The 22,191-nt window shown below is 54.6% G+C and carries 22 protein-coding genes; 10 read left to right on the top strand and 12 right to left on the bottom strand.

From position 1 onward, the window contains the following. Nucleotides 1–104 precede the first annotated feature (104 nt). From rimK to ACIPDS_RS00445, 3 genes are all read right to left on the bottom strand, one after another. The gene (gene rimK / locus ACIPDS_RS00455) at nucleotides 105–1,007 is read right to left on the bottom strand and encodes a 30S ribosomal protein S6--L-glutamate ligase (RefSeq protein WP_166515025.1); all 903 of its coding nucleotides are present in this window, start codon (nucleotides 1,005–1,007) and stop codon (nucleotides 105–107) included. 95 nt (nucleotides 1,008–1,102) lie between these two features. After that, nucleotides 1,103–1,825 carry an oxygen-insensitive NADPH nitroreductase gene (gene nfsA / locus ACIPDS_RS00450; RefSeq protein ID WP_400731902.1) on the bottom strand — a complete coding sequence of 241 codons (723 nt, stop codon included), beginning with the start codon at nucleotides 1,823–1,825 and terminating at the stop codon, nucleotides 1,103–1,105. Next, a complete protein-coding gene (locus ACIPDS_RS00445; protein ID WP_166515023.1) occupies nucleotides 1,809–2,087 on the bottom strand; it encodes a DUF1418 family protein in 279 nt (92 codons plus the stop codon). Before ACIPDS_RS00445 ends, nfsA begins: the two co-directional genes overlap by 17 nt. A 207-nt stretch (nucleotides 2,088–2,294) precedes the next feature. Here ACIPDS_RS00445 and ACIPDS_RS00440 point away from each other — a divergent pair, with 207 nt between their 5' ends. Continuing rightward, the gene (locus ACIPDS_RS00440; RefSeq protein WP_062775024.1) at nucleotides 2,295–2,558 is read left to right on the top strand and encodes a GrxA family glutaredoxin; all 264 of its coding nucleotides are present in this window, start codon (nucleotides 2,295–2,297) and stop codon (nucleotides 2,556–2,558) included. A 21-nt stretch (nucleotides 2,559–2,579) separates the two neighbouring features. Here ACIPDS_RS00440 and ACIPDS_RS00435 read toward each other — a convergent pair whose 3' ends face one another. Next, a complete protein-coding gene (locus tag ACIPDS_RS00435) occupies nucleotides 2,580–2,966 on the bottom strand; it encodes an inner membrane protein YbjM (RefSeq protein ID WP_166515022.1) in 387 nt (128 codons plus the stop codon). A 275-nt stretch (nucleotides 2,967–3,241) separates the two neighbouring features. Here ACIPDS_RS00435 and ACIPDS_RS00430 point away from each other — a divergent pair, with 275 nt between their 5' ends. Next, entirely contained in the window at nucleotides 3,242–4,930 is a 1,689-nt protein-coding gene (locus ACIPDS_RS00430) for an aspartate:alanine antiporter (RefSeq protein WP_166515021.1), read from the top strand. A 190-nt stretch (nucleotides 4,931–5,120) separates the two neighbouring features. On the opposite strand, the gene ACIPDS_RS00425 is transcribed toward ACIPDS_RS00430, so the two are convergent. Beyond that, nucleotides 5,121–5,675, bottom strand: coding sequence for a TetR family transcriptional regulator (locus ACIPDS_RS00425; protein ID WP_166515090.1), 555 nt, complete (start codon nucleotides 5,673–5,675; stop codon nucleotides 5,121–5,123). Between the two features lie 81 nt (nucleotides 5,676–5,756). Between ACIPDS_RS00425 and ACIPDS_RS00420 the strand changes: the two genes are divergently transcribed. Then, a complete protein-coding gene (locus tag ACIPDS_RS00420; RefSeq protein ID WP_400731900.1) occupies nucleotides 5,757–6,959 on the top strand; it encodes an MFS transporter in 1,203 nt (400 codons plus the stop codon). Beyond that, the gene (locus ACIPDS_RS00415; protein ID WP_400731899.1) at nucleotides 6,959–7,771 is read left to right on the top strand and encodes a Cof-type HAD-IIB family hydrolase; all 813 of its coding nucleotides are present in this window, start codon (nucleotides 6,959–6,961) and stop codon (nucleotides 7,769–7,771) included. Before ACIPDS_RS00420 ends, ACIPDS_RS00415 begins: the two co-directional genes overlap by 1 nt. A gap of 103 nt (nucleotides 7,772–7,874) precedes the next feature. Here the strand turns inward: ACIPDS_RS00415 and ACIPDS_RS00410 are convergent, their stop codons facing one another. After that, nucleotides 7,875–9,110 carry an MFS transporter gene (locus ACIPDS_RS00410; protein WP_400731898.1) on the bottom strand — a complete coding sequence of 412 codons (1,236 nt, stop codon included), beginning with the start codon at nucleotides 9,108–9,110 and terminating at the stop codon, nucleotides 7,875–7,877. 272 nt (nucleotides 9,111–9,382) lie between these two features. On the opposite strand from ACIPDS_RS00410, the gene ybjG reads away from it, so the two are divergent. Further along, nucleotides 9,383–9,991, top strand: a complete 609-nt coding sequence (gene ybjG / locus ACIPDS_RS00405; RefSeq protein WP_400731897.1) for an undecaprenyl-diphosphate phosphatase — start codon at nucleotides 9,383–9,385, stop codon at nucleotides 9,989–9,991. Between the two features lie 70 nt (nucleotides 9,992–10,061). Beyond that, on the top strand, nucleotides 10,062–10,820 hold the full coding sequence (gene deoR, locus ACIPDS_RS00400; protein WP_166514982.1) for a DNA-binding transcriptional repressor DeoR: 759 nt from the start codon (nucleotides 10,062–10,064) through the stop codon (nucleotides 10,818–10,820). Between the two features lie 7 nt (nucleotides 10,821–10,827). Here the strand turns inward: deoR and dacC are convergent, their stop codons facing one another. Beyond that, complete coding sequence (gene dacC / locus ACIPDS_RS00395) at nucleotides 10,828–12,030, bottom strand: serine-type D-Ala-D-Ala carboxypeptidase (RefSeq protein ID WP_166514981.1); 1,203 nt, start codon at nucleotides 12,028–12,030, stop codon at nucleotides 10,828–10,830. Nucleotides 12,031–12,471: 441 nt separating this feature from the next. Between dacC and ACIPDS_RS00390 the strand changes: the two genes are divergently transcribed. Continuing rightward, nucleotides 12,472–13,092 carry a glutathione S-transferase family protein gene (locus ACIPDS_RS00390; protein ID WP_400731895.1) on the top strand — a complete coding sequence of 207 codons (621 nt, stop codon included), beginning with the start codon at nucleotides 12,472–12,474 and terminating at the stop codon, nucleotides 13,090–13,092. A 5-nt stretch (nucleotides 13,093–13,097) separates the two neighbouring features. On the opposite strand, the gene ACIPDS_RS00385 is transcribed toward ACIPDS_RS00390, so the two are convergent. Further along, nucleotides 13,098–14,108 (bottom strand): LacI family DNA-binding transcriptional regulator, encoded by a 1,011-nt coding sequence (locus ACIPDS_RS00385; protein ID WP_400731893.1) that lies wholly within the window; start codon nucleotides 14,106–14,108, stop codon nucleotides 13,098–13,100. A gap of 144 nt (nucleotides 14,109–14,252) precedes the next feature. Here ACIPDS_RS00385 and ACIPDS_RS00380 point away from each other — a divergent pair, with 144 nt between their 5' ends. Both ACIPDS_RS00380 and ACIPDS_RS00375 read left to right on the top strand, forming a co-directional pair. Next, a complete protein-coding gene (locus ACIPDS_RS00380; RefSeq protein ID WP_400731891.1) occupies nucleotides 14,253–15,332 on the top strand; it encodes a 1,4-beta-xylanase in 1,080 nt (359 codons plus the stop codon). Between the two features lie 25 nt (nucleotides 15,333–15,357). After that, nucleotides 15,358–16,644 (top strand): ABC transporter substrate-binding protein, encoded by a 1,287-nt coding sequence (locus ACIPDS_RS00375; protein WP_400731890.1) that lies wholly within the window; start codon nucleotides 15,358–15,360, stop codon nucleotides 16,642–16,644. 59 nt (nucleotides 16,645–16,703) lie between these two features. Here ACIPDS_RS00375 and ACIPDS_RS00370 read toward each other — a convergent pair whose 3' ends face one another. Next, complete coding sequence (locus tag ACIPDS_RS00370) at nucleotides 16,704–17,087, bottom strand: biofilm formation regulator BssR (protein WP_400731889.1); 384 nt, start codon at nucleotides 17,085–17,087, stop codon at nucleotides 16,704–16,706. 219 nt (nucleotides 17,088–17,306) lie between these two features. Here ACIPDS_RS00370 and rimO point away from each other — a divergent pair, with 219 nt between their 5' ends. Then, nucleotides 17,307–18,620: a 30S ribosomal protein S12 methylthiotransferase RimO gene (rimO, locus tag ACIPDS_RS00365; RefSeq protein WP_166514972.1), complete on the top strand. Its 1,314-nt coding sequence runs from the start codon at nucleotides 17,307–17,309 to the stop codon at nucleotides 18,618–18,620. 132 nt (nucleotides 18,621–18,752) lie between these two features. Here the strand turns inward: rimO and gsiD are convergent, their stop codons facing one another. The 3 genes from gsiD to gsiB are packed head-to-tail and all read right to left on the bottom strand — an operon-like array spanning nucleotide 18,753 to nucleotide 22,177. Then, nucleotides 18,753–19,664: a glutathione ABC transporter permease GsiD gene (gsiD, locus tag ACIPDS_RS00360; protein ID WP_166514971.1), complete on the bottom strand. Its 912-nt coding sequence runs from the start codon at nucleotides 19,662–19,664 to the stop codon at nucleotides 18,753–18,755. Nucleotide 19,665: 1 nt separating this feature from the next. Next, nucleotides 19,666–20,586: a glutathione ABC transporter permease GsiC gene (gene gsiC, locus ACIPDS_RS00355; RefSeq protein WP_166514970.1), complete on the bottom strand. Its 921-nt coding sequence runs from the start codon at nucleotides 20,584–20,586 to the stop codon at nucleotides 19,666–19,668. A 52-nt stretch (nucleotides 20,587–20,638) separates the two neighbouring features. Next, nucleotides 20,639–22,177 (bottom strand): glutathione ABC transporter substrate-binding protein GsiB, encoded by a 1,539-nt coding sequence (gene gsiB, locus ACIPDS_RS00350; protein WP_400731888.1) that lies wholly within the window; start codon nucleotides 22,175–22,177, stop codon nucleotides 20,639–20,641. Nucleotides 22,178–22,191: the final 14 nt, after the last annotated feature.

Genomic DNA, 22,191 nt, shown 5'->3' with positions numbered 1-22,191 from the left:
AGTAATGATTCAAAAAAAACAAATTACCGAGCTAAAACCCGGTATAAGTACGATTTTAGCGCACAGTCTACGCAAAAATGCCCACGCATACCACGATAGCCGGGCTAACCGCCGATTTTCAGGCAAAAGCCAGGGCAGGCATGACGCTCGATCCACTCAATCATCTTACCTGCCACATCAACGCCGGTGGTGGATTCCACCCCTTCCAGCCCCGGCGAGGCGTTAACTTCCATCACCAGCGGCCCGCGTTTGGCACGTAAGATATCAACCCCGGCGACATCAAGCCCCAGCGTCTTAGCCGCTTTCACCGCAATCTCACGTTCGGCGGGAGTAATATCGGCCACCGTCGCCACCCCGCCTCGATGCAGATTGGAGCGAAAATCGCCCTCTTTCGCGCGCCGTTCGATGGCAGCCACGACCTCGTCGCCGACCACCAGGCAACGAATATCGCGGCCTTTGGCTTCCTGAATGTATTCCTGCACCAGAATATGCGCGTTTAAGCCGCGAAAGGCATCCACAACGCTCTCTGCGGCCTGCCGCGTTTCAGCCAGCACGACGCCAATGCCCTGGGTGCCTTCGACCAGCTTCACCACCAGCGGCGCGCCGCCGACCATATCAATAAGATCGCTGGTATCATCCGGCGAATGGGCAATCCCGGTCACGGGCAAATCGATACCCTGACGCGCCAGTAGCTGCAGTGAACGCAGTTTGTCGCGTGCGCGAGTGATAGCCACCGACTCGTTTAACGGGTAGCTGCCCAGCATTTCAAACTGCCGCAGCGCCGCCATCCCATAGTAGGTAATCGCCGAGCCAATACGCGGGATAACCGCGTCATAGTGCGGCAGCTTTTGCCCTTTATAGTGGATAGACGACGCCGACGGGTTAATGTTCATATAACAAGAAAGCGGGTCGAGCACTTCGACAATGTGACCACGACGCTTCGCCGCCTCGCGTAGACGCTTGCATGAATAGAGCGTTCCATCCCGGGACAAAATGGCAATTTTCACCCTTTACCTCTCCAAAACCTCAAAAAAGCCGACGTATCATACTGCGCCATCCGAGCCGAATGCATGCGCGTGACCACAGAATTCCGCTTTACCGGTTAGCGTGTTGCCCAGCCTTGCTTATGCAAATAATCCAGAATAAACGGTCGGCTTTCTTTAATCAGCGTACGGCGAATATGATCGCTCCAGGTATCCCGGCGCGCATTGGTGCTGCGCGACAGATAATATTGCGCTAGCTCTTCGTCATAACGATCGAGTTCAGCCTTATCCAGCGGCTGATAGGCGTTTTCATGCACCAGCAGCGTGGCAGGCAAGCGCGGTTTAAGATCCGGCTGGGTGGCAGGCCAACCGAGACACAGACCAAACAGCGGCAACACGTATTTCGGCAGCTTCAGTAAATCGGTTACCGCCTGAATATTATTGCGCAGACCACCAATATACACGCCCCCCAGCCCCAGCGATTCCGCCGCGGTTAGCGCGTTCTGCGCCATCAATGAGGTATCGACGACGCCCAGTAGCAGCTGCTCAGCCAATCCCAGTTGCGCCTCAGGGCAAATCTGCAACAGACGATTAAAGTCTGCACAAAACACCCAGAATTCCGCGGCCTGGGCGACGTGAGCTTGTCCACCGGTCAGTTCAACCAGCTGTGCGCGCAGGTTTTTGTCGGTCACACGAATGATGGAACTACATTGTAAAAAGCTCGAACTCGAGGTCGACTGTGCGCTGGCGATAATGGCATGACGCTGGTCATCAGTGATTGGCTCACCGGTGAACTGGCGAATAGAGCGATGGTTTAGCAGAACCTCAATGGTGGGTGTCATCTTTTTTTTCCTTATCTTGCGGCAGGGTCGAATTCATAAGCTGCGGGGCAACCGCGCGGGCGATACCCCAGAAGAGCACACCCGCAGCAGGTAACATTAGCGCAATACCGACGAAGATCATCACCACCGCAGCCAGCTGGCTGGCAAACGGTGCGGGCAACGTAATGTACTGATTAAGCGACAGCCATGCCGTCGCCAGCACAACCATGCCGATCCCCTCAAGAATTAAAACGCTTTTCGGTAGTGCTCCAAGCGAACGCATGCTTCTCCTCCTGTGAACCCTTAGCGCCGTTTTCATGTATTTAATGACGAGTATAACGGTAAGCTTGCCAAAAATATTTGGCCAAACATAGCCTGAGTTAATCGTAACAACAGGTAGAACCTTCTTTCCCTTGCTCTCCATCGACGGCATCATAAGCGCCATTCGCCGAGAGGCACATTCATTATTCCGCTCGTTTGGAGAGACATTATGTTTGCTGTTATTTTTGGTCGTCCTGGATGCCCTTACTGCGTTCGTGCAAAAGAGCTGGCGGAGAAACTGACCCAGGAACGTGACGACTTTAACTATCGTTACGTCGATATTCATGCTGAAGGGATCAGTAAAGCTGACCTGGAAAAAACGGTGGGTAAACCGGTGGAAACCGTACCTCAGATTTTTGTCGACCAGCAGCACATTGGCGGATGCACAGACTTTGAAGCCTGGGCAAAAGAGAATCTCGGCCTGTTTGCCTGAATGTGATACCCGCGTCCGCTGTTACAGCGGACGTTTTCCATCCCGGCGCTTATCGGAAAGTAGTGAACTGACAAACAGGAAGCACAGCGCACCGAGCGCACACCAGAACACGGCGCTGAACAACCAGGCCAGCTCCTGCCACAATGAACGATCGCTACTGAGAAAAAGACGCGTCAAGAGCAGACACAGCGGCGCGGCCAGAATGGCTCCCAATAAGGGACGCAGCACCCGACGGCGTGAAGAAATAAAGCTTGAAACGACGCCCGGGATGATAAAGAACAGCAGTCCCAACTCAGGATTTCCTGAAGTACGAAAAGCCCCCTTCACCTGCAACACCAGCGAACAAAAAACCACAATAAATAAGATAAAGCAGCAAATTATACCTGCCCAACCGCGTTCAGTTTTCACACGCTTCTCCTGAAAATTCTCTCTATCACAATCCAGACCTCGCCCGTTTGGACGCCCAGTCAGATAAAGTCACTGGCTTTCCCTGCCAAAACAGTTCTGTGTTAAAAGCGATTGTTGCTAGCCGTATCAGTCAGGAACGATTAAACTACTGACCGCTATTTTCTGGTTATTCTTCGGGTACAGGATAGCAGCACTCATGCCATAACCCTTGGTCAACAGTAGACCAAATAGCCATTACTTTCAACACGTTACTGGTAAACAATAAGTTAGACTCCGTGAATATAAACGTCGCAGATTTGTTAAACGGGAATTACATCCTGTTATTATTCGTGGTATTAGCGCTGGGGCTTTGTCTTGGCAAATTGCGCCTGGGCTCCATCCAACTTGGTAATTCCATTGGCGTTTTAGTGGTTTCGCTCTTATTAGGGCAACAGCACTTCAGTATTAACACTGAGGCACTAAACCTTGGATTTATGCTATTTATTTTTTGCGTCGGCGTAGAAGCTGGCCCTAACTTTTTTTCTATTTTCTTTCGCGACGGCAAGAATTATCTGATGCTTGGCCTGGTGATGGTTGGCAGTGCTCTGCTGATCGCCCTGGGTCTGGGAAAGCTGTTTGGCTGGGATATCGGCCTTACGGCCGGTCTGCTCGCCGGGTCAATGACCTCCACCCCGGTGCTGGTTGGCGCAGGCGATACGCTGCGTCACTCTGGAATGGCAGCCAACCTGCTGGCGCAGGCCCAGGATAACCTAAGCCTCGGCTACGCCCTGACCTACCTGATTGGTCTGGTCAGTCTGATTGTCGCGGCCCGTTATCTGCCAAAGTTCCAGCATCAGGACCTGCAAACCAGCGCCCAGCAAATCGCCCGCGAGCGCGGTCTGGATACCGACACCAACCGTAAAGTCTACCTGCCGGTTATCCGCGCCTACCGCGTCGGCCCTGAGCTGGTTGCCTGGGCCGACGGTAAAAATCTGCGCGAGCTGGGTATCTATCGTCAGACCGGCTGCTACATCGAGCGTATTCGTCGAAACGGTATTCTCGCCAATCCTGACGGCGATGCGGTACTGCAAATGGGCGACGAAATCTCGCTTGTGGGCTACCCGGATGCCCATGCGCGTCTCGACCCGAGTTTCCGTAACGGCAAAGAAGTGTTCGACCGTGACCTGCTGGATATGCGCATCGTCACCGAAGAGATTGTGGTCAAAAACCACAATGCCGTCGGCCGCCGTCTGGCGCAGCTGAAGCTCACCGACCACGGCTGTTTCTTAAACCGCGTGATCCGCAGCCAGATTGAGATGCCGATTGACGACAATATCGTGCTCAACAAAGGCGACGTTTTGCAGGTGAGCGGTGACGCCCGCCGAGTTAAAACCGTCGCTGACCGCATCGGCTTCGTCTCAATCCACAGCCAGGTCACCGACCTGCTGGCCTTCTGCGCCTTCTTTATCGTTGGCCTGATGATCGGCATGATCACCTTCCAGTTCAGCAACTTTAATTTCGGCATTGGTAACGCGGCAGGTCTGCTGTTTGCCGGTATCATGCTCGGCTTCCTGCGTGCTAACCATCCAACGTTTGGCTACATCCCGCAAGGGGCGCTGAATATGGTGAAAGAATTTGGCCTGATGGTCTTTATGGCAGGCGTCGGCTTAAGCGCGGGCAGCGGCATTGGTAATGGCCTTGGTGTGGTTGGCGGACAAATGCTGGTGGCCGGTCTTTTCGTAAGCCTGGTCCCGGTAGTGATTTGCTTCCTGTTTGGCGCGTACGTCCTGCGAATGAACCGCGCCCTGCTGTTTGGCGCCATTATGGGCGCCCGTACCTGCGCCCCTGCGATGGAAATTATCAGCGACACCGCGCGCAGTAACATCCCTGCACTCGGCTACGCAGGCACCTACGCCATCGCTAACGTACTGTTAACGCTCGCCGGTACGTTGATTATCATCATCTGGCCGGGGATAGGCGGCTAGCGCCGTTTTGAGGGAAACAAAGAAAAGAAAATTATTTTTGCGCAACGCCGAACTTTTCCAGCAAGCGCGAGTCTTAATTAGTGCCACTGCTTTTCTTTGATGTCCCCATTTTGTGGAGCCCATCAACCCCGCCATCTTTGGTTCAAGGTTGATGGGTTTTTTGTTGTCTGAATTTCATTACCCTGTGCAATCAACGCGTTACCTTCTCTCCCGCTATCCGCCCAACCCTGTCCCGAATCTCATCATGCGTCAGCGGCTGACGATCGGTGACGTAATGCAGCGTCATGCCCTCAATAAAAGCATCCAGGGCGCGGGCGGTCACCGGGTCGAACCACTGCTCCAGCGTCTGCTGGCTGCGGTGCATCCAGTTTTGCATAATCACCTTCATTGCGGGCTTACTGCACGCCAGCGCGTAAAGCTGATACATCAGCGTCATATTTTTTGGCGTTGTTACCTGGCTGCTGAAAATCAGTTTAGCCACCGCATCGCAAGCATCACTCTGTGTCACCACGTCAGTAAAAAACGTGGCGTACTCCTCTGACATCCGGGTGGTAAAGGTGTTAAATGCCTCGCCCAGCAACGCTTCAATACCGTCAAAATAATAGGTCATTGAACCTAACGGCACATCGGCGCAGCTGGCAATTTTGCGGTGCGTTACCGCGCTAATTCCATGGATAGCGATCGTTTCAATTGTCGCATCAATGATACGTTCACGGCGCTGCGGATCGTTCGGTCGGCGAGCCATCATTTTCCCCTTTCACGTTATGTACAAATGTACACAAGCTTGTTAGTGTTGTCTGCACACTTTCCGACCCGACGCGAATGGATGACAACGTTAACCTCCCGTAAAGCCCTGCAACTGCGCATGTGGGCACTCTTTATGTTCTTCTTTTTACCCGGTTTATTAATGGCTTCATGGGCCACGCGTACGCCGGCAATCCGCGATATTTTATCTCTCTCCACGGCAGAAATGGGTATTGTCCTTTTTGGTCTGTCGATTGGTTCGATGAGCGGCATCCTCTGCTCGGCCTTTTTAGTGAAACGATTCGGTACCCGCGCGGTGATACGCACGACGATGTCGTGCGCCCTCATTGGCATGATGATTCTGAGCCTGGCGCTCTACCTCGGTTCAGCCTGGGTATTTGCCATCGGTCTGGCTATTTTCGGCGGCAGCTTCGGGTCCGCGGAAGTGGCGATTAACGTTGAAGGCGCGGCCGTTGAGCGCGAAATGAAAAAGACCGTGCTGCCGATGATGCACGGCTTTTATAGTTTAGGTACGCTGGTTGGCGCAGGCGTCGGCATGGCGGTCACCGCCTTTGGCCTGCCGGCAATGTGGCATATTCTGGTCGCGGCGCTTATCGGTATTGCGCCTATCGCTATTGCCATCAAGGCTATCCCTGACGGCACCGGTCGCAACGAAGCCGAAAATGCGCAGCATCTGGAAAAAGGCGTGCCGTTCTGGCGAGACATGCAGTTGATGCTGATTGGCGTCGTGGTGCTGGCGATGGCGTTTGCTGAAGGTTCAGCCAACGACTGGCTGCCGCTGCTGATGGTTGATGGCCACGGTTTTAGCCCTACCTCAGGTTCACTGATTTACGCAGGTTTCACGCTGGGTATGACCGTCGGGCGTTTCACCGGCGGGTGGTTTATCGACCGCTACAGCCGAGTCACCGTGGTTCGGGCCAGCGCGCTAATGGGCGCGCTGGGCATTGCGTTAATTATTTTTGTCGACAGCACGTGGGTTGCGGGCGTGTCGGTTATCCTGTGGGGACTTGGCGCATCGCTGGGCTTCCCGCTAACCATTTCAGCCGCCAGCGACACCGGCCCGGACGCCCCTACCCGCGTGAGCGTTGTTGCCACGACAGGCTATCTGGCGTTCCTCGTAGGTCCCCCGCTGCTTGGCTTCCTTGGCGAACATTACGGCCTGCGTAGCGCAATGCTCGCCGTACTGGCGCTGGTTCTGATTGCCGCTCTGGTGGCAAAAGCGGTGGCCAAACCGGAGCCCCGTACTGTAATGGAGAGTCACTGATGAGCGTTAAACTGATCGCTGTCGATATGGACGGCACCTTCCTGAACGATAAAAAAACCTATAACCGCGAGCGTTTTCGTCAACAGTACGCACAGATGAAAGCCCAGCAGATCCACTTCGTGGTCGCCAGCGGTAACCAGTATTATCAGCTGGCCTCTTTCTTCCCGGAAATCGTCGATGAGATAGCCTTTGTGGCGGAAAACGGCGGCTGGGTACGAGATGCGGGCGAGGAAGTCTATAACTGTTCTATGCCGCGCGACCACGTCAATCAAATCGTCGACTTCCTGCTGACTCACCCGGATATCGAGATTATTGTCTGCGGCAAAGAAAGCGCCTATACGCTCAAAAGCTACGATAAAAGCTTCCTTGATATTGCAGCGCACTATTACCATCGCATGGAGCTGGTGGAGAGTTTCGCCAATATTGATGACACGATTTTGAAATTCGCGCTCAATATTCCAGACGAAAAAGTGCCAGAAATGCAGGCGATGCTCGATGCGAAGCTCGGTCATATGCTGACGGCGGTCACCACCGGTCACGGCAGTATCGATCTCATCATTCCAGGCGTTCACAAGGCCAACGGTCTGCGCTTATTGCAGGAGCGCTGGGGAGTGAATGATGATGAAGTGGTGGCCTTTGGCGACAGCGGCAACGATATTGAAATGGTGAAGCAGGCCGGATACGGTTTTGCGATGGCTAACGCGTCCGATGCCGTCAAGGCCGTCGCCGGATACCATGCGCCGCATAATAACGAGGAAGGCGTGCTGGAGATGATTGATAAGGCGCTGAAGGGTGAAGCGCCGTTTGCCTGACCAGGCGATCCCGGCGGCGCTGCGCTTGGCCGGGCTACAGAACGACATCGGCCGGTAGCCCGGCCGAACGAAGTGACGCCGGGAATTTCCTGGCGTCACTGGTTTATTCCGGCTGTAAGCCGCTGCCGACTGTTCTGTCACGCAAGAACATCACCATCAGCACCAGCCACAGTAAGCCGCCCGCCAGGTTGAACAGACTAAACAGCCCAATTCCCCCTAGCCCATACATGTGCTTACTAAGTTCAATCCCCACGGTAAAGATCAGCATCTGCAACATCCCCATCGCGGCAGAAACCGTGCCTTTACTCATTTCACTGGCAAACAGCGTCAAACGCACCAGACCGGCGTTGGCAAGGCCAATCCCGAAAGCGTAGAAGCTAAGACCGGCGGTCATCCACAAATAGGCATGTGAGGAGACGACCGTGGCCGCTGCGGCGAGGATCAGGCCGAACATAATCGGATAGCCGCCGGCAATAATCAGCGCGCGCACCGTACGACGGGAGGTCAGCCGCGCCAGCACCAGGTTACCCAGGATCAGCGCGCCAAAAATAGGCACCTGTAACAGGCCATATTCATAGCTGCTGGCATTTTCGCCGCTGATAATAATCACCGGCGATTGGGCAATCCACGCCAGCAAAGGCAGGCTGACAAATCCGGTCGCCAGGGCTCCTGCGACAAAGCGCCCATTTTTGAGCACTTCGCGGTAGTCCTGTCCCAACGCCTTCAGCGACAGTTTTTCACCAAGACGAGTCGCCGTTTCCGGCATCGCTTTAAATAGCCCCAAGTAGGCAATCGTCGCCAGCACCGCGAACAGCACAAACATGCTTTCCCAGCGGGCAAGGTGGATCCACGCGGCCCCGACCAATGGCCCCAGCAAAGGCGCAATCAGCGCTACGTTTGCCATCAGCGCCGTTATCTTGATGCAGGTCGCCTCATCAAACGACTCCTGAATCGCCGCGTACCCGACCGCGCCGATAAAGCACAGGCTCACCCCCTGTAAAAAACGCAGGAAGGTAAACTGCTCAATATTTTGCACCAGCAGCGTGGCAAGGCAGGTCACGATGAACCAGATAACGCCGGTCAGCATAACCGGGCGGCGCCCGATACGATCTGACAGCGGCCCAAGCAGCCATTGCAGAAACATGCCGCCCGCCAGATACGCGGTCATCGAGGTGGGAACCCACTCATCACCGGCATTAAATTCTTTAACGACCGCGAGCATACCCGGCTGAATCATATCGTTAGCGATATAGGTGGAAAATTCATAGAGCACGAGGCAAAGCGGGAACAGAATCGCCTTACGCCCCAGGCGTTTCCGGGAAGAAGTGGAAGTATCCATTTATCTCGCATCCATCATAAAAACGCGCAAGTTTAATCAATGCGCGGTAGTGGTGATAGTTAATTATCACGCAGCTTTACGATTTCGCACAAATTGATGTTGTTAAGATTTGTTTAAGGTTACGCACGTTATACTCAACCCTACCTATTGCGTTGCCTTAATTTCCAGAGACTTACTCGTCGGTACCGGATTCAGACAATACCGCTTTACCGTCCAGCGATGTTTTTTTAAGGTGACTGTCATAAAACCTTCATCTTTGAAGCCGGGACGTTATGCTGGAAAATCTCAATAACACGCTGTTTTTGCTCGTCAACGCCACCCCTTCTTCGGCACAGTGGCAAATTTCACTGGCGACCTTTATAGCAAAGGATCTGATTCTTATCGTCCCACTGCTGGCAGCCGCCATGTGGTTATGGGGGGAACGCCAGCAGGTTCACGCTCAGCGTCATCTGGTGGTCAAAGTGGCGCTGGCTATCGCCGTGAGCCTGGCCCTTTCCTGGACCATGGGTCAACTCTACCCGCATGAACGTCCCTTTGCGGCGAATATCGGCTATAACTTCCTGCACCATGCAGCGGATAACTCTTTCCCAAGCGATCACGGCACGGTCATTTTCACCTTCGCTCTGGCTTTCCTGTTCTGGCATCGCCTGTGGTCGGGACTGGTGCTGATGGCGGTCGGTATCGCCATTGCCTGGTCCCGCGTCTATCTGGGCGTGCACTGGCCGATGGATATGCTCGGCGGTTTCCTGTGTGGCCTGGTGGGATGCATGGTTGCACAGCTGCTGTGGCAGTTTATGGGTGCCGCCGTTTATCCTCGACTGCAACAAATCCACCGTCTGGTTTTCTCCGTGCCAATTCGCAAGGGTTGGGTACGTGACTAGCCTCGCGCTGGCAGGTAAAATACCGCGTTAGCCCCGGAATCCTCTCCGGGGCATTTCCACTAGAGGCACTATGGAAACACGACGCGACGAGCGAATTAGCCAACTGATTCAGGCATTAAAACGCAGCGATAAGCTGCATTTAAAAGAAGCGGCCGCACTGCTCGGCGTTTCCGAAATGACGATTCGTCGCGATCTCAACAGCGAAAGCGGGCCCGTTGTGCTGCTGGGCGGCTACGTGGTGCTGGAGCCGCGCAGCGTTCCTCACTATCTGTTAAGCGATCAAAAAACCCGACTGGTGGAGGAAAAGAAGCTGGCAGCCCGCCATGCGGCTAAGCTTTTAAAAGCGCACCAGATGGCCTTTTTCGATTGTGGCACCACCACGCCGTGGATCATTGACGCCATTGATAACGAGCTGCCGTTCACCGCCGTTTGCTACTCGCTCAATACCTTCCTCGCCCTGCAAGATAAACCCCACTGCCGGCCGATTTTATGCGGCGGTGAGTTCCACGCCAGCAATGCCATTTTCAAACCTATCAGTGAACACGACACCTTGACGCACCTGTGCCCGGACATTGCCTACTACTCCGCGGCCGGTATCGATATTGAGATGGGGGCAACCTGTTTTAATCTTGAGGAACTGCCGGTAAAGCACTGGGCCATGCGCCAATCGCGCTACCACGTGCTGGTGGCCGATCACAGCAAGTTCGGCAAAGTGCGTCCAGCAAGAATGGGCGATTTAACCCGTTTTGATGTGATTGCCAGCGACACCTGCCCGGATGACGAGCTGGTGGCGCTGGCTAAACAGCAGCAAATTTCGCTGCTGTATTAAGAGGTCGTTACGAGAACCAGCTACCGAACCACTGGTGGAACTTCATCAGCACAAAGTCCATCATCCGGCTCACGAACCCGCCCTCTTCGACCGCTTCCATCACAATCAGCGGGCGCTGTTCGATGGTCTTGTCGTTGAGTTTAAAGTCGATGGTGCCCACCACCTGCCCTTTGGTTAGCGGCGCGGTAAGCTGCGGCTGAGTTAAGGTATAGCTGGCCTTCAGGTTCTTCAGCTGCCCTTTCGGGATGGTCACCGAACCCGCTTCCCCGGCGCCCAGCTTCACTTCGCTGGAATCACCGTACCACACGCGCTGGCTGATAAAGGTGGCGTCTGGTTTAATCGGGGTGACGGTTTCATAGAAACGGAAGCCCCAGGTCAGCAATTTTTCCGACTCGTTAAAACGTACCCGGTCGCTTTTCGTGCCCAGCACGACCGCAATCAGGCGCATATCGCCTTGCGTTGCCGATGACACCAGATTGTATCCCGCCCCTGCCGTGGTGCCGGTTTTAACCCCGTCAACATTCAGGTTTGAACTCCACAGCAGACGGTTGCGGTTTGGCTGACGAATATTGTTGAAGGTAAATTCTTTCTCTTTATGGACGGCGTACTCTTCCGGCACATCATGGATCATCGCCTTCGTCAGCAATGCCATATCACGCGCGGTACTGAACTGCCCCGGCGCATCCAGACCGTGAACGGTTTTAAAAGTGGTGTTGGTCAGGCCAATTTTTTGTGCGTAGCCGTTCATCAGGCTGACGAAGGAGTCCTGGCTACCGGCAACGTAATCCGCAATCGCGATACTGGCGTCGTTGCCTGACTGAATAATCACCCCTTTATTGAGGTTTTCAACCGAGACCTGTTCGCCAGGTTTCAGGAACATCACCGATGAACCTCGCAGCGCCGGATTACCGGTGGCCCAGGCATCACGGCCGATAGTGACCATATCAGGTAGCTTAATTTTTCCCGCTTTCAGCGCCTGACCGACCACATAGCTGGTCATGATTTTTGTCAGGCTTGCCGGATCGAGTTTCTCGTCGGCATTGCCTTCAGCCAGGACTTTGCCGCTGGCATAATCCATTAAAATAAATGCCCGTGCATCAATCGCCGGTGCATCAGGGAGTTGTTCCGCCGCTTGCACCGCAGGCGCAACCACAAGTAAAAGCGCTGAGCCTGCTAAAAGGCTCCGAAAGGCGTTTGCATTACACATCATAAAGGCCACCCAAGTATCCATTCCCAAAAACACGCCGCTACAGTAACCGTACTGCGTCAGGCGGTGAGTAATAGCGTAGAAACTCTCTTAAAGAAACAGTGAGTTGGTAAAGTTTTTTAAGTTTACGCAAGATCGCTATGTTGTGCCTAAAACCTGACATTTTTTTTGACAGCGATTGCGTAATTGTTAAGTTTCGCTCACATTTAGAGCCTATCCCAGTAGGCGTAATTGTTGAAGCCAGTTTGGTGCCGGACAGCGCACAGAAACCGGAGCGTACACGTAGTACGTGAGGATTTACTCGCTACGCTCGCCCTTCGGGCCGCCGCAAGCGGCGTTCAAAACGCCATGGCGTTCTGTCGAGCACTGCCCGGTGCCAAACTGGCGAATAAAATAGCCTAATGGGATAGGCTCTTAATCTTCGCTAATAAAACTGGAGTGGTTATGGTTACGCTGTGGGGACGCAATAACTCAACGAACGTGAAGAAAGTACGCTGGACGCTGGCCGAGCTCGGTCTGCCTTATGAGCAGATTATGGCGGGTCAGGGATTCGGGGTGAACCACGATGCGGCCTATCTGGCGCTTAACCCAAACGGTCTGGTTCCGATGCTCAAAGACGGCGACGACGTACTGTGGGAATCGAACTCGATTGTGCGCTATCTGGCGGCGCAATATGGTGCCGACACGCTATGGCAGGCAAGTCCCATCCAGCGCGCTAAAAGCGAGAAATGGATGGATTGGGCCAATGAAACCCTCTCCCCCGCGCATCGTAAAATTTTACTGGGGCTGGTACGCACGCCGGCTGAAAAGCGCAATATGGCGGAAATAGAGGCGGCGATCGTCGCTTGTGAACCCCTGCTCGATATTCTGGATAACACCCTGGGCGCACAGACCTGGCTATCAGGCAGTCAATTCGGCGTCGGCGATATTGCCGTGGCGCCTTTTGTCTATAACCTGCTGGAAACGGTCAAAACCTGGCAGCCGCGTCCGCATCTGGCGCGCTGGTATCAGCAGCTTGCCGAACGCCCGGCCTATCGCGAAGTGGTTATGATCCCGGTAACCTAAGCTCTTCAGGTGCGCTGGCTGCTGCCGCGCACCTGTAATTTCCCCACCATCCGCACATGCGCCGCGGCGTCATCGCCATCACACAGGTAACTGACCGCCATCCGTCCCAGTTCGTTATAGGCCAGCTGCACGCTGGTGAGCGCAGGCGTCAGCTGATGCGCAATGCGCTGATCGTCATAGCCGCACACCAGTACATCTCGCGGAATGGCAATGTTCAGCGTTGCCAGCGCCTGATAACAGCCCAGCGTCATCCAGTCGCTGGCGCAGAAAATGGCCTGCGGCGGCTGCGGCAGACGCATTAACTCAAGCGTGGCATTAAACGTTGCGTCCAAAGACCAGTCGGTCTGTTTAATCAGCGCTTCGTCAATGCCAATTCCCGCCTGCAGGAGCGTTTGTCGATACCCCTCAAGGCGCAGCACGCTGGCATCCATCCACTCGTCCCCCATGATATGGGCAATGCGCGTCACCCCTTGCGCCAGCAAATGATTGACTATCTGGCACGCGTTCGCCCGGTCATCTGGCAGAAAAGTCGGCAGTAAAGGACGGTTGGGATCGTACTGATTGAGCAGCACCACCGGCTTTTTCAACAAGGGCTCAAACACGGAAAAGTCAAACGCGCGCGTGACCGGGCTTGCCAGAATGACACCCGCGCATTGGCGCCGCTCAAGCTGGCGCAGGATCTGCTCCGCCAGCTGCATATCATCGCCGTAATCATAAACGCTAAGCAGCATATCCCGCTGCCAGGCGGTACTGCTGGCTTCACTAATGGCGTCCGTAAAGGGGTCATAGTTCGGCATACCACAAAGTAACAGGGCGATTTCTTCCTGACCTTCCGGGCGATGCGGCACGATAATTTTCTGGTAGCCGAGGGCAGCGGCTGCGGCACAGACCCGCTCACGGGTTGCATCGCTAAGACGAATGGCGCGGCTATTGTTCAGCACCAAAGAGACCGTTGCCTGAGAAACACCGGCTTCCCGGGCGATATCACTCATCGTTATTTTATTTTTTTTCGGCATGTTTGCTCCTTGTCGCCGCCGACTATAGCACAGATATCCCACGTTTTTTTTGTGAACAACCTTGCAGATCGGCTGCATTGGGATTGCGTACGTCTCAGTAGATAATAAATATTAGCTAATAATTATTAGCAGTGGAGACAAGAGATGCACTCACAATGGAGCAATGCGCAAGCGCACGACTGGTATCAACAACACGGTTGGGCCTGTGGCTTTAACTATCTACCACGTAACGCCGTCAACTGGACGGAAATGTGGCAGGCAGAAACGTTCGACGCCGCCACCATTGATCAGGAGCTAGGCTGGGCGCATGACTACGGTTACAACGCCCTGCGCACCAACCTGCCGTTTATTGTCTGGGAAGCGGATCGCGATGGTCTGCTGGCACGTATTGATACGTTCCTTACGCTTGCGGAAAAACACCAGATCCAGGTCATGTTGACGCTGATGGACGACTGCGGTTTCTCCGGCGATGAACCCTATCTGGGGCCGCAAAAAGCGCCGCGCGAAGGGGTGCATAATAGCCAGGCGGCCGCAAGTCCTGGCCGGGCCATAGTTATGGATCCGACGCAGTGGCCGCGTGTTGAAGCCTACGTTCGCGACGTGTTGACTCGCTTTAAGGACGATCCCCGCATCACTATCTGGGATCTCTACAACGAGCCGGGCAACCGCGGGATCAACCTGTCGCCGACGGAATCCACGGAATATGACGAGGCGCTGGAAGCTTTCGCGCTGGAGCTGATGATTGCCACCTTTGGCTGGGCGCGTGAAGTTGGCGTAAGTCAGCCGCTGACCGTCGGTGCCTGGCATATCGACCACCCTCAATATGGCACGTTGGGCCACCCCATTGACGTCGCCGCGCTCGAACTCTCCGACATCATTAGCTACCACAACTACAACAATGCCGCCCGCCAGCTAGGTATTCTGGAGAGCCTCGCCCAGCACAATCGCCCGGTACTGTGCACCGAGTGGCTGGCCCGCCATATGGATTGTCAATTCAGCGAGCAGCTTCCGCTGTTTTGCGCTTTTGATACCGGCTGCTATCAGTGGGGTCTGGTTAAGGGCAAAACGCAGACCTGGATCCCCTGGACCAGCGTTAATAAAGACCATCCCGCTCCGCAGTCTCTGTGGTTCCATGATGTGCTGACTCCCGAGGGTGCGCCGTGGTGCAAGCAGGAAATGCGGCTGGTGAAAAGCCTGACCGACTACCGCCAGCGTCGCCGCTAATTGTTATGACACGGAGGATTCATCCATGAAAAAGTCGATTTTGTTCCTGCTTGCCTGTTGCAGTTTCGGTGCGATGCCTGCCGCGCACAGCGCCGATCAGGTGGAACTCCGTTTTGCCTGGTGGGGCGGTAAAGCGCGCAACCAGGCAACCCTGAAGGCGCTGGAAGCCTTTGAGGCCAAATATCCCAATATCAAAGTGAAGGCTGAGTACACCGGCTGGGACGGGTTTTACTCCCGTCTGACCACGCAGATCAACAGCAACACCGAAGCCGATGTGATGCAGACTAACTGGAACTGGCTGACGCTCCTGTCAAAAACGGGAGACGGTTTTTATGATCTGAATAAGCTCAGCCAACCGATAGGTCTCGATCAGTTCTCACCGTCAGCGCTAGCCAGCACCACGGTAAATGGCAAGATCAACGCCATCCCCGTTTCCGCCAACGTCATGCTGTTTTATTACAACGCGGCAACGTGGAATAAAGCGGGCCTGGCGCTGCCCAAAACGTGGGAGGATTTGTTAAAAGCGGGTCCGGTGTTTAAAGAGAAGTTAGGAGATAACTATTTCCCGATGATTCTTACCGAGCAGGATTCACTGCTGCTGCTCAACTCCTACGTTTATCAGGGCAACCAAAAGCCGATGGTCGACGAGAAAACCCGCAAACTGGGCTGGAGCCATGCGGATCTGGTTGAAGCGTTTACCTTCTATCGCAAAATGGTTGATGCACACACGATACCGGATGCCCGAGCGATGGCGTCGTTTGGTAAGGGCGTGGCCTATGAAATGAAGCCGTGGATCAATGGTGAATGGGGCGGCATTTATAACTGGAACGTGATGTACACCGCCGAGTCGCAAAATCTAAAAAATCCTTCCGATCTGGTGATGGGGGATTACCCGATGCGCGAAGGTGCAAAAGACGCCGGGCAATTTAATAAAACGGCGCTGATGTTCTCAGTCAGTAAAAACACCCGCCATCCGCAGGAAGCGGCAATGCTGATTAACTTCCTGATGAGCGAGAAGGAAGGCGTCGTGCCGGTTGGGCTGGAGCGCGGCGTACCGCTAAGCCGTGCCGGTGAGCAGATTCTGCGTGATGCAGGACAGCTCAAAGATAGCGATCCGGTGCTTGCCGGGCTGATGCAGTCAGCCTCATTACCGAATAAATCCACAACGCTGCCCTATCTCGAGGACCCGCAATTGATCGCGCTGTTTGTTGCTGCATTACAGAATATTGATTACGGTAAAGCGACGATTGACGAGGCGGCGACCACTTTTGAAGAGCGAGCCAACCGTATTTTACGGCGGATTATGCGCTAGCGTGCCGGGGTACTGCAGCGCTTGTCACATTTGGGCGGCCTTCCCTGGTCGCCCTGATTTCAGGCATGCGTTATAGACAACTGCGCATCCAGGTTTTCAATGCTCCGCGTCAACGCTGCCAGGCAGCGCTCAAGCGTCTCTACGTTAACCGCAATATAAGTCGGGCAGTCATAGCGCCCGCTCATCATACAGACCGCGGCCGAGGCAATCGCCTCACCCGCCTGTCTTATCATTTCCAGGTCATGGGGCAGGCAGCTCCGTTTGAGCTGTGCCGCACTCTCCCGTAATTCACTACACAAATCGAGCAGGTTAGTACGCAGATGATCGTTTTCACTGACTGACATATACCCTTTAGCCTTTCTCAACCGCAGATAGGCCTCAAGGTCAATTCGCGCCCCGGTGAGCTGCCCCACTAGCTTGCGTTTCAGTTTGCTTTCCATCATGCATTTACCTCCCTTGCCACCCATTGGCATTTTTATTATGCGATTAATTAACGTACAGGAAGCTGCGCGATATCAATAAATCATCACTGGAAACAAATTTAACATTACAACAACTCTGGACAATGGCGGCGGACGGGCAAAGTAGCAGTAGAGAGTCAGCGTAAAGCCGTGTAGAATCGCCCGGTTTTTCTTTTCTGTTTACTTTGTGAGCGTACTAGCATGCAACAACCGCGAATTGGATTCGTCTCCCTCGGCTGCCCAAAAAACCTGGTGGATTCCGAACGTATCCTGACCGAACTGCGTACCGAAGGTTATGACGTAGTGCCAACTTACGATGATGCCGACATGGTCATCGTCAATACCTGTGGTTTTATCGACAGCGCAGTCCAGGAGTCCCTGGAAGCCATCGGTGAAGCACTAAAAGAAAACGGCAAGGTGATTGTGACCGGTTGCCTGGGTGCCAAAGAAGATCAAATTCGCGAAGTGCACCCAAAGGTACTGGAAATCACCGGCCCGCACAGCTACGAACAGGTACTGGAGCACGTTCACCATTACGCGCCTAAGCCGCAGCACAATCCGTTCCTGAGCCTGGTGCCAGAACAGGGCGTTAAGCTGACGCCACGTCATTACGCTTATCTGAAAATTTCCGAAGGCTGTAACCACCGCTGCGCATTCTGCATCATCCCGTCCATGCGTGGCGATCTGGTGAGCCGTCCTATTGGCGAAGTGCTCGCAGAAGCGAAGCGTCTGGTCGATGCAGGGGTAAAAGAGATCCTGGTGATTTCTCAGGACACCTCCGCCTACGGCGTTGACGTAAAACACCGCACCGGTTTCCACAACGGCGAGCCGGTGAAAACCAGCATGGAAAGCCTGTGTGAACAGCTCGCGAAGCTGGGCGTGTGGGTGCGTCTGCACTACGTTTATCCGTACCCGCACGTGGACAACGTGATCCCGCTGATGGCCGAAGGCAAAATCCTGCCGTATCTCGATATCCCGATGCAGCACGCAAGCCCTCGCATCCTCAAGCTGATGAAGCGTCCGGGTTCCGTCGACCGTCAGCTCGCGCGCATCAAGCAGTGGCGTGAAATCTGCCCAGAGCTGACCTTACGCTCAACCTTTATCGTCGGTTTCCCTGGTGAAACAGAAGAAGACTTCCAGATGCTGCTGGACTTCCTGAAGGAAGCTCGCCTCGACCGCGTTGGTTGCTTCCAGTACAGCCCGGTTGACGGCGCGTCGGCAAACGATCTGCCGGATCAGGTGCCGGACGAGATCAAAGAAGAACGCTGGAACCGCTTCATGCAGCTTCAACAGCAGATCTCTGCTGAACGTCTGCAGGAAAAAGTGGGCCGCGAGATTCTGGTTATGATCGATGAAGTTGACGAAGAAGGCGCGATTGGCCGCAGCATGGCTGATGCCCCAGAAATCGACGGCGCGGTCTATCTGAACGGCGAAACGAAAGTGAAGCCGGGCGACGTGGTGCGTGTGAAAGTTGAAAACGCCGACGAGTATGACCTGTGGGGTAGCCGGGTTTAACGGCAACTCACAAAAGTAGTGCCATCGGGCTGTAAGATACAGATTGCCGGATGGCGGCAAATTGCCTTATCAGGCCTACAACGATTTCTGAGCTGTAGGCCTGATAAGCGTAGCGCCATCAGGAAACATACCCTACCCTTTTAGCTTCGGATCCAGCGCGTCGCGCAGGCCGTCACCCAGCAAATTAAACGCCAGTACCGTCAGAAAAATCGCCAGCGCCGGGAAAAGTGCCACGTGTGGGGCCATCACCATATCCGCGCGGGCTTCGTTAAGCATTGCGCCCCACTCCGGCGTCGGTGGCTGCGCACCTAATCCCAGAAACGACAGGCTGGCGGCTGAAATTATCGACACGCCGATACGCATGGTGAAATAGACCACAATCGATGACACCGTGCCGGGCAAAATATGCTGGAAAATAATAACCCGATCGCTGGCACCGATACTGCGCGCGGATTCGATAAAGGTCTGCTGTTTGAGCACCAGCGTGTTGCCACGAACCAAACGCGCGAACGCCGGGATGGAGAAAATCGCTACAGCGATGATCACGTTGGTCATACCGCTGCCCATGATAGCCACCACCGCAATCGCCAGCAGGATGCCGGGGAAGGCAAACAGCACGTCGCAAATACGCATAATAATGCGATCCCACCAGCCTTCATAATAGCCCGCCAGCAACCCCAGAATCGTCCCGATGACCGAACCTATCAGCACGGCGAACACGCCCGCGGTGAGTGAAATTTGCGCCCCCACCAGCACCCGGCTGAAAATATCCCGGCCCAGTGAATCGACGCCAAACCAGTGCATCAATGACGGCCCTTCGTTCAGGCGGTCATAATCGAAATAGTTTTCCGCATCAAACGGCGCAATCCACGGCGCAACCACCGCCACAATAATCAACAACAGCACAAAAATGCCCGATGCCATGGCGATCGGCTGCTGGCGAAAACGCCGCCAGAACTCGCGCCATGGGGTGCGTTGTTCAGCCGTATTTATCACCGGCATGGCATTCAGGGCTGCCTGTCGGCGCCAATTCAATATTCGCACGTTATTTGTACCTGATAGCCGGATTAATGGCGGCGTAAAGCACATCCACCACTAAATTGATAAGAATAAACTCCAGTGAAAATAGCAGCACCTCAGCCTGAATGACTGGATAATCACGCATCTCCACCGAGTCCACCAGCAGGCGTCCCAGACCCGGCCAGTTAAAGACTTTCTCCACCACAATCGAGCCGCCGAGCAGAAAACCAAACTGTAGCCCCATCATGGTGACCACCGGGATCATGGCGTTTCGCAGACCATGCTTGAGCACCACCCCTTTCTCGCTTACACCTTTGGCGCGTGCGGTGCGCATGTAATCTTCGTTCAACACATCGACAAACGATGCGCGGGTAAAACGCGCCATAACGGACGCTACCGCCGCCCCCAGCGTTATCGAGGGCAGAATGTAGTGCCGCCAGCTATCGGCCCCCACGGTTGGCAGCCAGCCCAGCTCAACGGAGAAAATCTGCATCAGCAACATCCCGAGCGCAAATGCCGGGAAGGAGATACCGGTAACCGCCAGCGCCATTCCCAGCCGATCCGGCCAGCGATTACGCCAGACGGCGGCGGCAATCCCCGCCGCCATACCAAACAGCACCGCCCAGGCCATACTGGCGAGCGTTAACCATAAGGTCGGCAAAAAACGGCTGGCAATTTCTTCTGATACCGGACGGCGTGACACCATTGAAGTGCCAAAATCCCCCTGCACCGCGTGGCTGATGTAATGCCAGAACTGCACGTACAGCGGCTGATCCAGCCCCAGCTGCTGGCGCACCATCGCGATAACCTGCGCGTCAGCTTCCGGCCCGGCAATCAGCCGCGCCGGATCACCGGGCAGCATATGGACAAACAAAAACACCAGCACGGCCACGATAAACAGCGTGGGAATCAGGCCGAGCAGGCGTTTGATAACATAGTTGAGCATGACTCTCCTTGCCGATGCTTTCCCGCGCCAATATGACGCGGGAAAACGCCGCTTACTTCAAATCCGCATCATCGAAGCTAAAACCAGTATCCGGCATAATGTAGAATCCAGACAAGGACTTGCTGTGTGCCGAAACCAGTTTTTCCACTACCAGCGGCACCCACGGTGACTCTTTCCAGAGCGTATCCTGCACCTCTTTGTATAAGCGCGCTTTTTCAGCGTTGTCGGTTGTTTGCAGCGCCGCCGTCAAATCTTTATCAACCTGCGGGTTGCTGTAGAAGGCCGTATTGAACTGAGTTGGCGGCCAGTTCGAGGAGGCAAACAGCGGTGACAACGCCCAGTCCGCTTCGCCGGTCGAGGCCGACCAGCCGGTATAGAACATGCGGACGCCGCTCTCTTTTTGCCCCTTGCCTTCCACTTCCGCCGCGCGCTGCCCGGCATCCATCGCCGTGACCTGCGCCTTAATACCAATTTGCGCCAGCTGCTGCTGGGTAAATTGCAGGACTTTCTGCGCCGTGCTGTGGTTATGTGACGACCACAACGTGGTGCTAAAACCGTTCGGATAACCGGCTTCTTTTAACAGTTCGCGCGCTTTCGCCGGATCATAAGGCCACGGCTGATACTGCTGTGAATATGCGATGGACGGTGGTACAACGCCCGTCGCCGGTGTGGCATAGCCCGCAAAGGCCACTTTAACCAGCGCCTGACGGTTAATCGCATAGTTGATAGCTTCACGCACTTTCGGGTTATCGAACGGTTTTTGCGTGACGTTCATGCTGATGTAGCGCTGCATAATGGACGGGCTGGCAACCAGTTCAAGCTGGCTGTTTTTCGAAAGCAGCGCCGCCTGCTCGTAAGGAATTGGGAAAGCAAACTGCGCTTCGCCGGTTTGCAGCATTGCGGCGCGGGTATTGTTATCCACCACCGGACGCCAGGTAATAGAGTCCAGCTTCGGCAGCCCTTTTTGCCAGTAGTTAGCGTATTTACTGACCTTCACAAAATCCGTCTGATTCCAGGTATCCAGCTGATACGGGCCGGTTCCCACCGGATGGAAACCAATTTCGTTGCCGTATTTTTTCAGGGCCGCAGGCGAAATCATCGCCGTCGCCGGATGGGCAAGAATATTGATAAATGCCGAGAACGGCTGCTTCAGGGTGATTTTCACCGTATTCGCATCCACCACTTCGGTTTTATCGATATTTTTGTACAGGTTGTACCGCTTGAGATGGCTTTCCGGGTTGCTGGCGCGATCGAGGTTGATTTTCACCGCCTCGGCGTTGAAATCGGTGCCATCCTGGAATTTAACGCCCTGGCGCAGCTTAACGGTATACACCTTGCCATCGTCTGAAACGGTGTAGCTTTCCGCCAGCACGTTTTTCAGCTTCATCTCTTTATCAAGGCCAAACAGCCCCTGATAGAAGGATTTCGCCACCGCCTGCGACAGCGTGTCGTTGGCGTCGTATGGGTCGAGCGTGGTGAAGTTAGATCCTACCGCTACCACCACATCTTTTGCGGCGAACACCGGAGAGGCGGCAAGCGCGGAGGCCACCCCCACTGCAACCAGCCATTTACGTGAAATGCGTTGTGTCATGTTGTCCCCTGCCT

It is taken from the genome of Kluyvera sp. NPDC087067, from assembly GCF_044745165.1.
In the GTDB taxonomy this organism is placed as follows: domain Bacteria; phylum Pseudomonadota; class Gammaproteobacteria; order Enterobacterales; family Enterobacteriaceae; genus Kluyvera.
Note: the sequence above shows the minus strand (reverse complement) of the source record. Positions and strands in the feature narration are given on the sequence as shown.

What these genes read in the sequence shown, in the direction of transcription:
- ACIPDS_RS00390 (WP_400731895.1), top strand. Translation starts at nt 12,472, where the DNA reads ATGGTTACGCTGTGGGGACGCAATAACTCAACGAACGTGAAGAAAGTA.
- ACIPDS_RS00415 (WP_400731899.1), top strand. Translation starts at nt 6,959, where the DNA reads ATGAGCGTTAAACTGATCGCTGTCGATATGGACGGCACCTTCCTGAAC.
- dacC (WP_166514981.1), bottom strand. Translation starts at nt 12,030, where the DNA reads ATGATGTGTAATGCAAACGCCTTTCGGAGCCTTTTAGCAGGCTCAGCG.
- gsiB (WP_400731888.1), bottom strand. Translation starts at nt 22,177, where the DNA reads ATGACACAACGCATTTCACGTAAATGGCTGGTTGCAGTGGGGGTGGCC.
- ACIPDS_RS00385 (WP_400731893.1), bottom strand. Translation starts at nt 14,108, where the DNA reads ATGCCGAAAAAAAATAAAATAACGATGAGTGATATCGCCCGGGAAGCC.
- ACIPDS_RS00445 (WP_166515023.1), bottom strand. Translation starts at nt 2,087, where the DNA reads ATGCGTTCGCTTGGAGCACTACCGAAAAGCGTTTTAATTCTTGAGGGG.
- rimO (WP_166514972.1), top strand. Translation starts at nt 17,307, where the DNA reads ATGCAACAACCGCGAATTGGATTCGTCTCCCTCGGCTGCCCAAAAAAC.
- ACIPDS_RS00370 (WP_400731889.1), bottom strand. Translation starts at nt 17,087, where the DNA reads ATGATGGAAAGCAAACTGAAACGCAAGCTAGTGGGGCAGCTCACCGGG.
- deoR (WP_166514982.1), top strand. Translation starts at nt 10,062, where the DNA reads ATGGAAACACGACGCGACGAGCGAATTAGCCAACTGATTCAGGCATTA.
- nfsA (WP_400731902.1), bottom strand. Translation starts at nt 1,825, where the DNA reads ATGACACCCACCATTGAGGTTCTGCTAAACCATCGCTCTATTCGCCAG.
- ACIPDS_RS00410 (WP_400731898.1), bottom strand. Translation starts at nt 9,110, where the DNA reads ATGGATACTTCCACTTCTTCCCGGAAACGCCTGGGGCGTAAGGCGATT.
- ACIPDS_RS00375 (WP_400731890.1), top strand. Translation starts at nt 15,358, where the DNA reads ATGAAAAAGTCGATTTTGTTCCTGCTTGCCTGTTGCAGTTTCGGTGCG.
- ACIPDS_RS00440 (WP_062775024.1), top strand. Translation starts at nt 2,295, where the DNA reads ATGTTTGCTGTTATTTTTGGTCGTCCTGGATGCCCTTACTGCGTTCGT.
- ACIPDS_RS00420 (WP_400731900.1), top strand. Translation starts at nt 5,757, where the DNA reads ATGACAACGTTAACCTCCCGTAAAGCCCTGCAACTGCGCATGTGGGCA.
- ybjG (WP_400731897.1), top strand. Translation starts at nt 9,383, where the DNA reads ATGCTGGAAAATCTCAATAACACGCTGTTTTTGCTCGTCAACGCCACC.
- gsiC (WP_166514970.1), bottom strand. Translation starts at nt 20,586, where the DNA reads ATGCTCAACTATGTTATCAAACGCCTGCTCGGCCTGATTCCCACGCTG.
- ACIPDS_RS00425 (WP_166515090.1), bottom strand. Translation starts at nt 5,675, where the DNA reads ATGGCTCGCCGACCGAACGATCCGCAGCGCCGTGAACGTATCATTGAT.
- ACIPDS_RS00380 (WP_400731891.1), top strand. Translation starts at nt 14,253, where the DNA reads ATGCACTCACAATGGAGCAATGCGCAAGCGCACGACTGGTATCAACAA.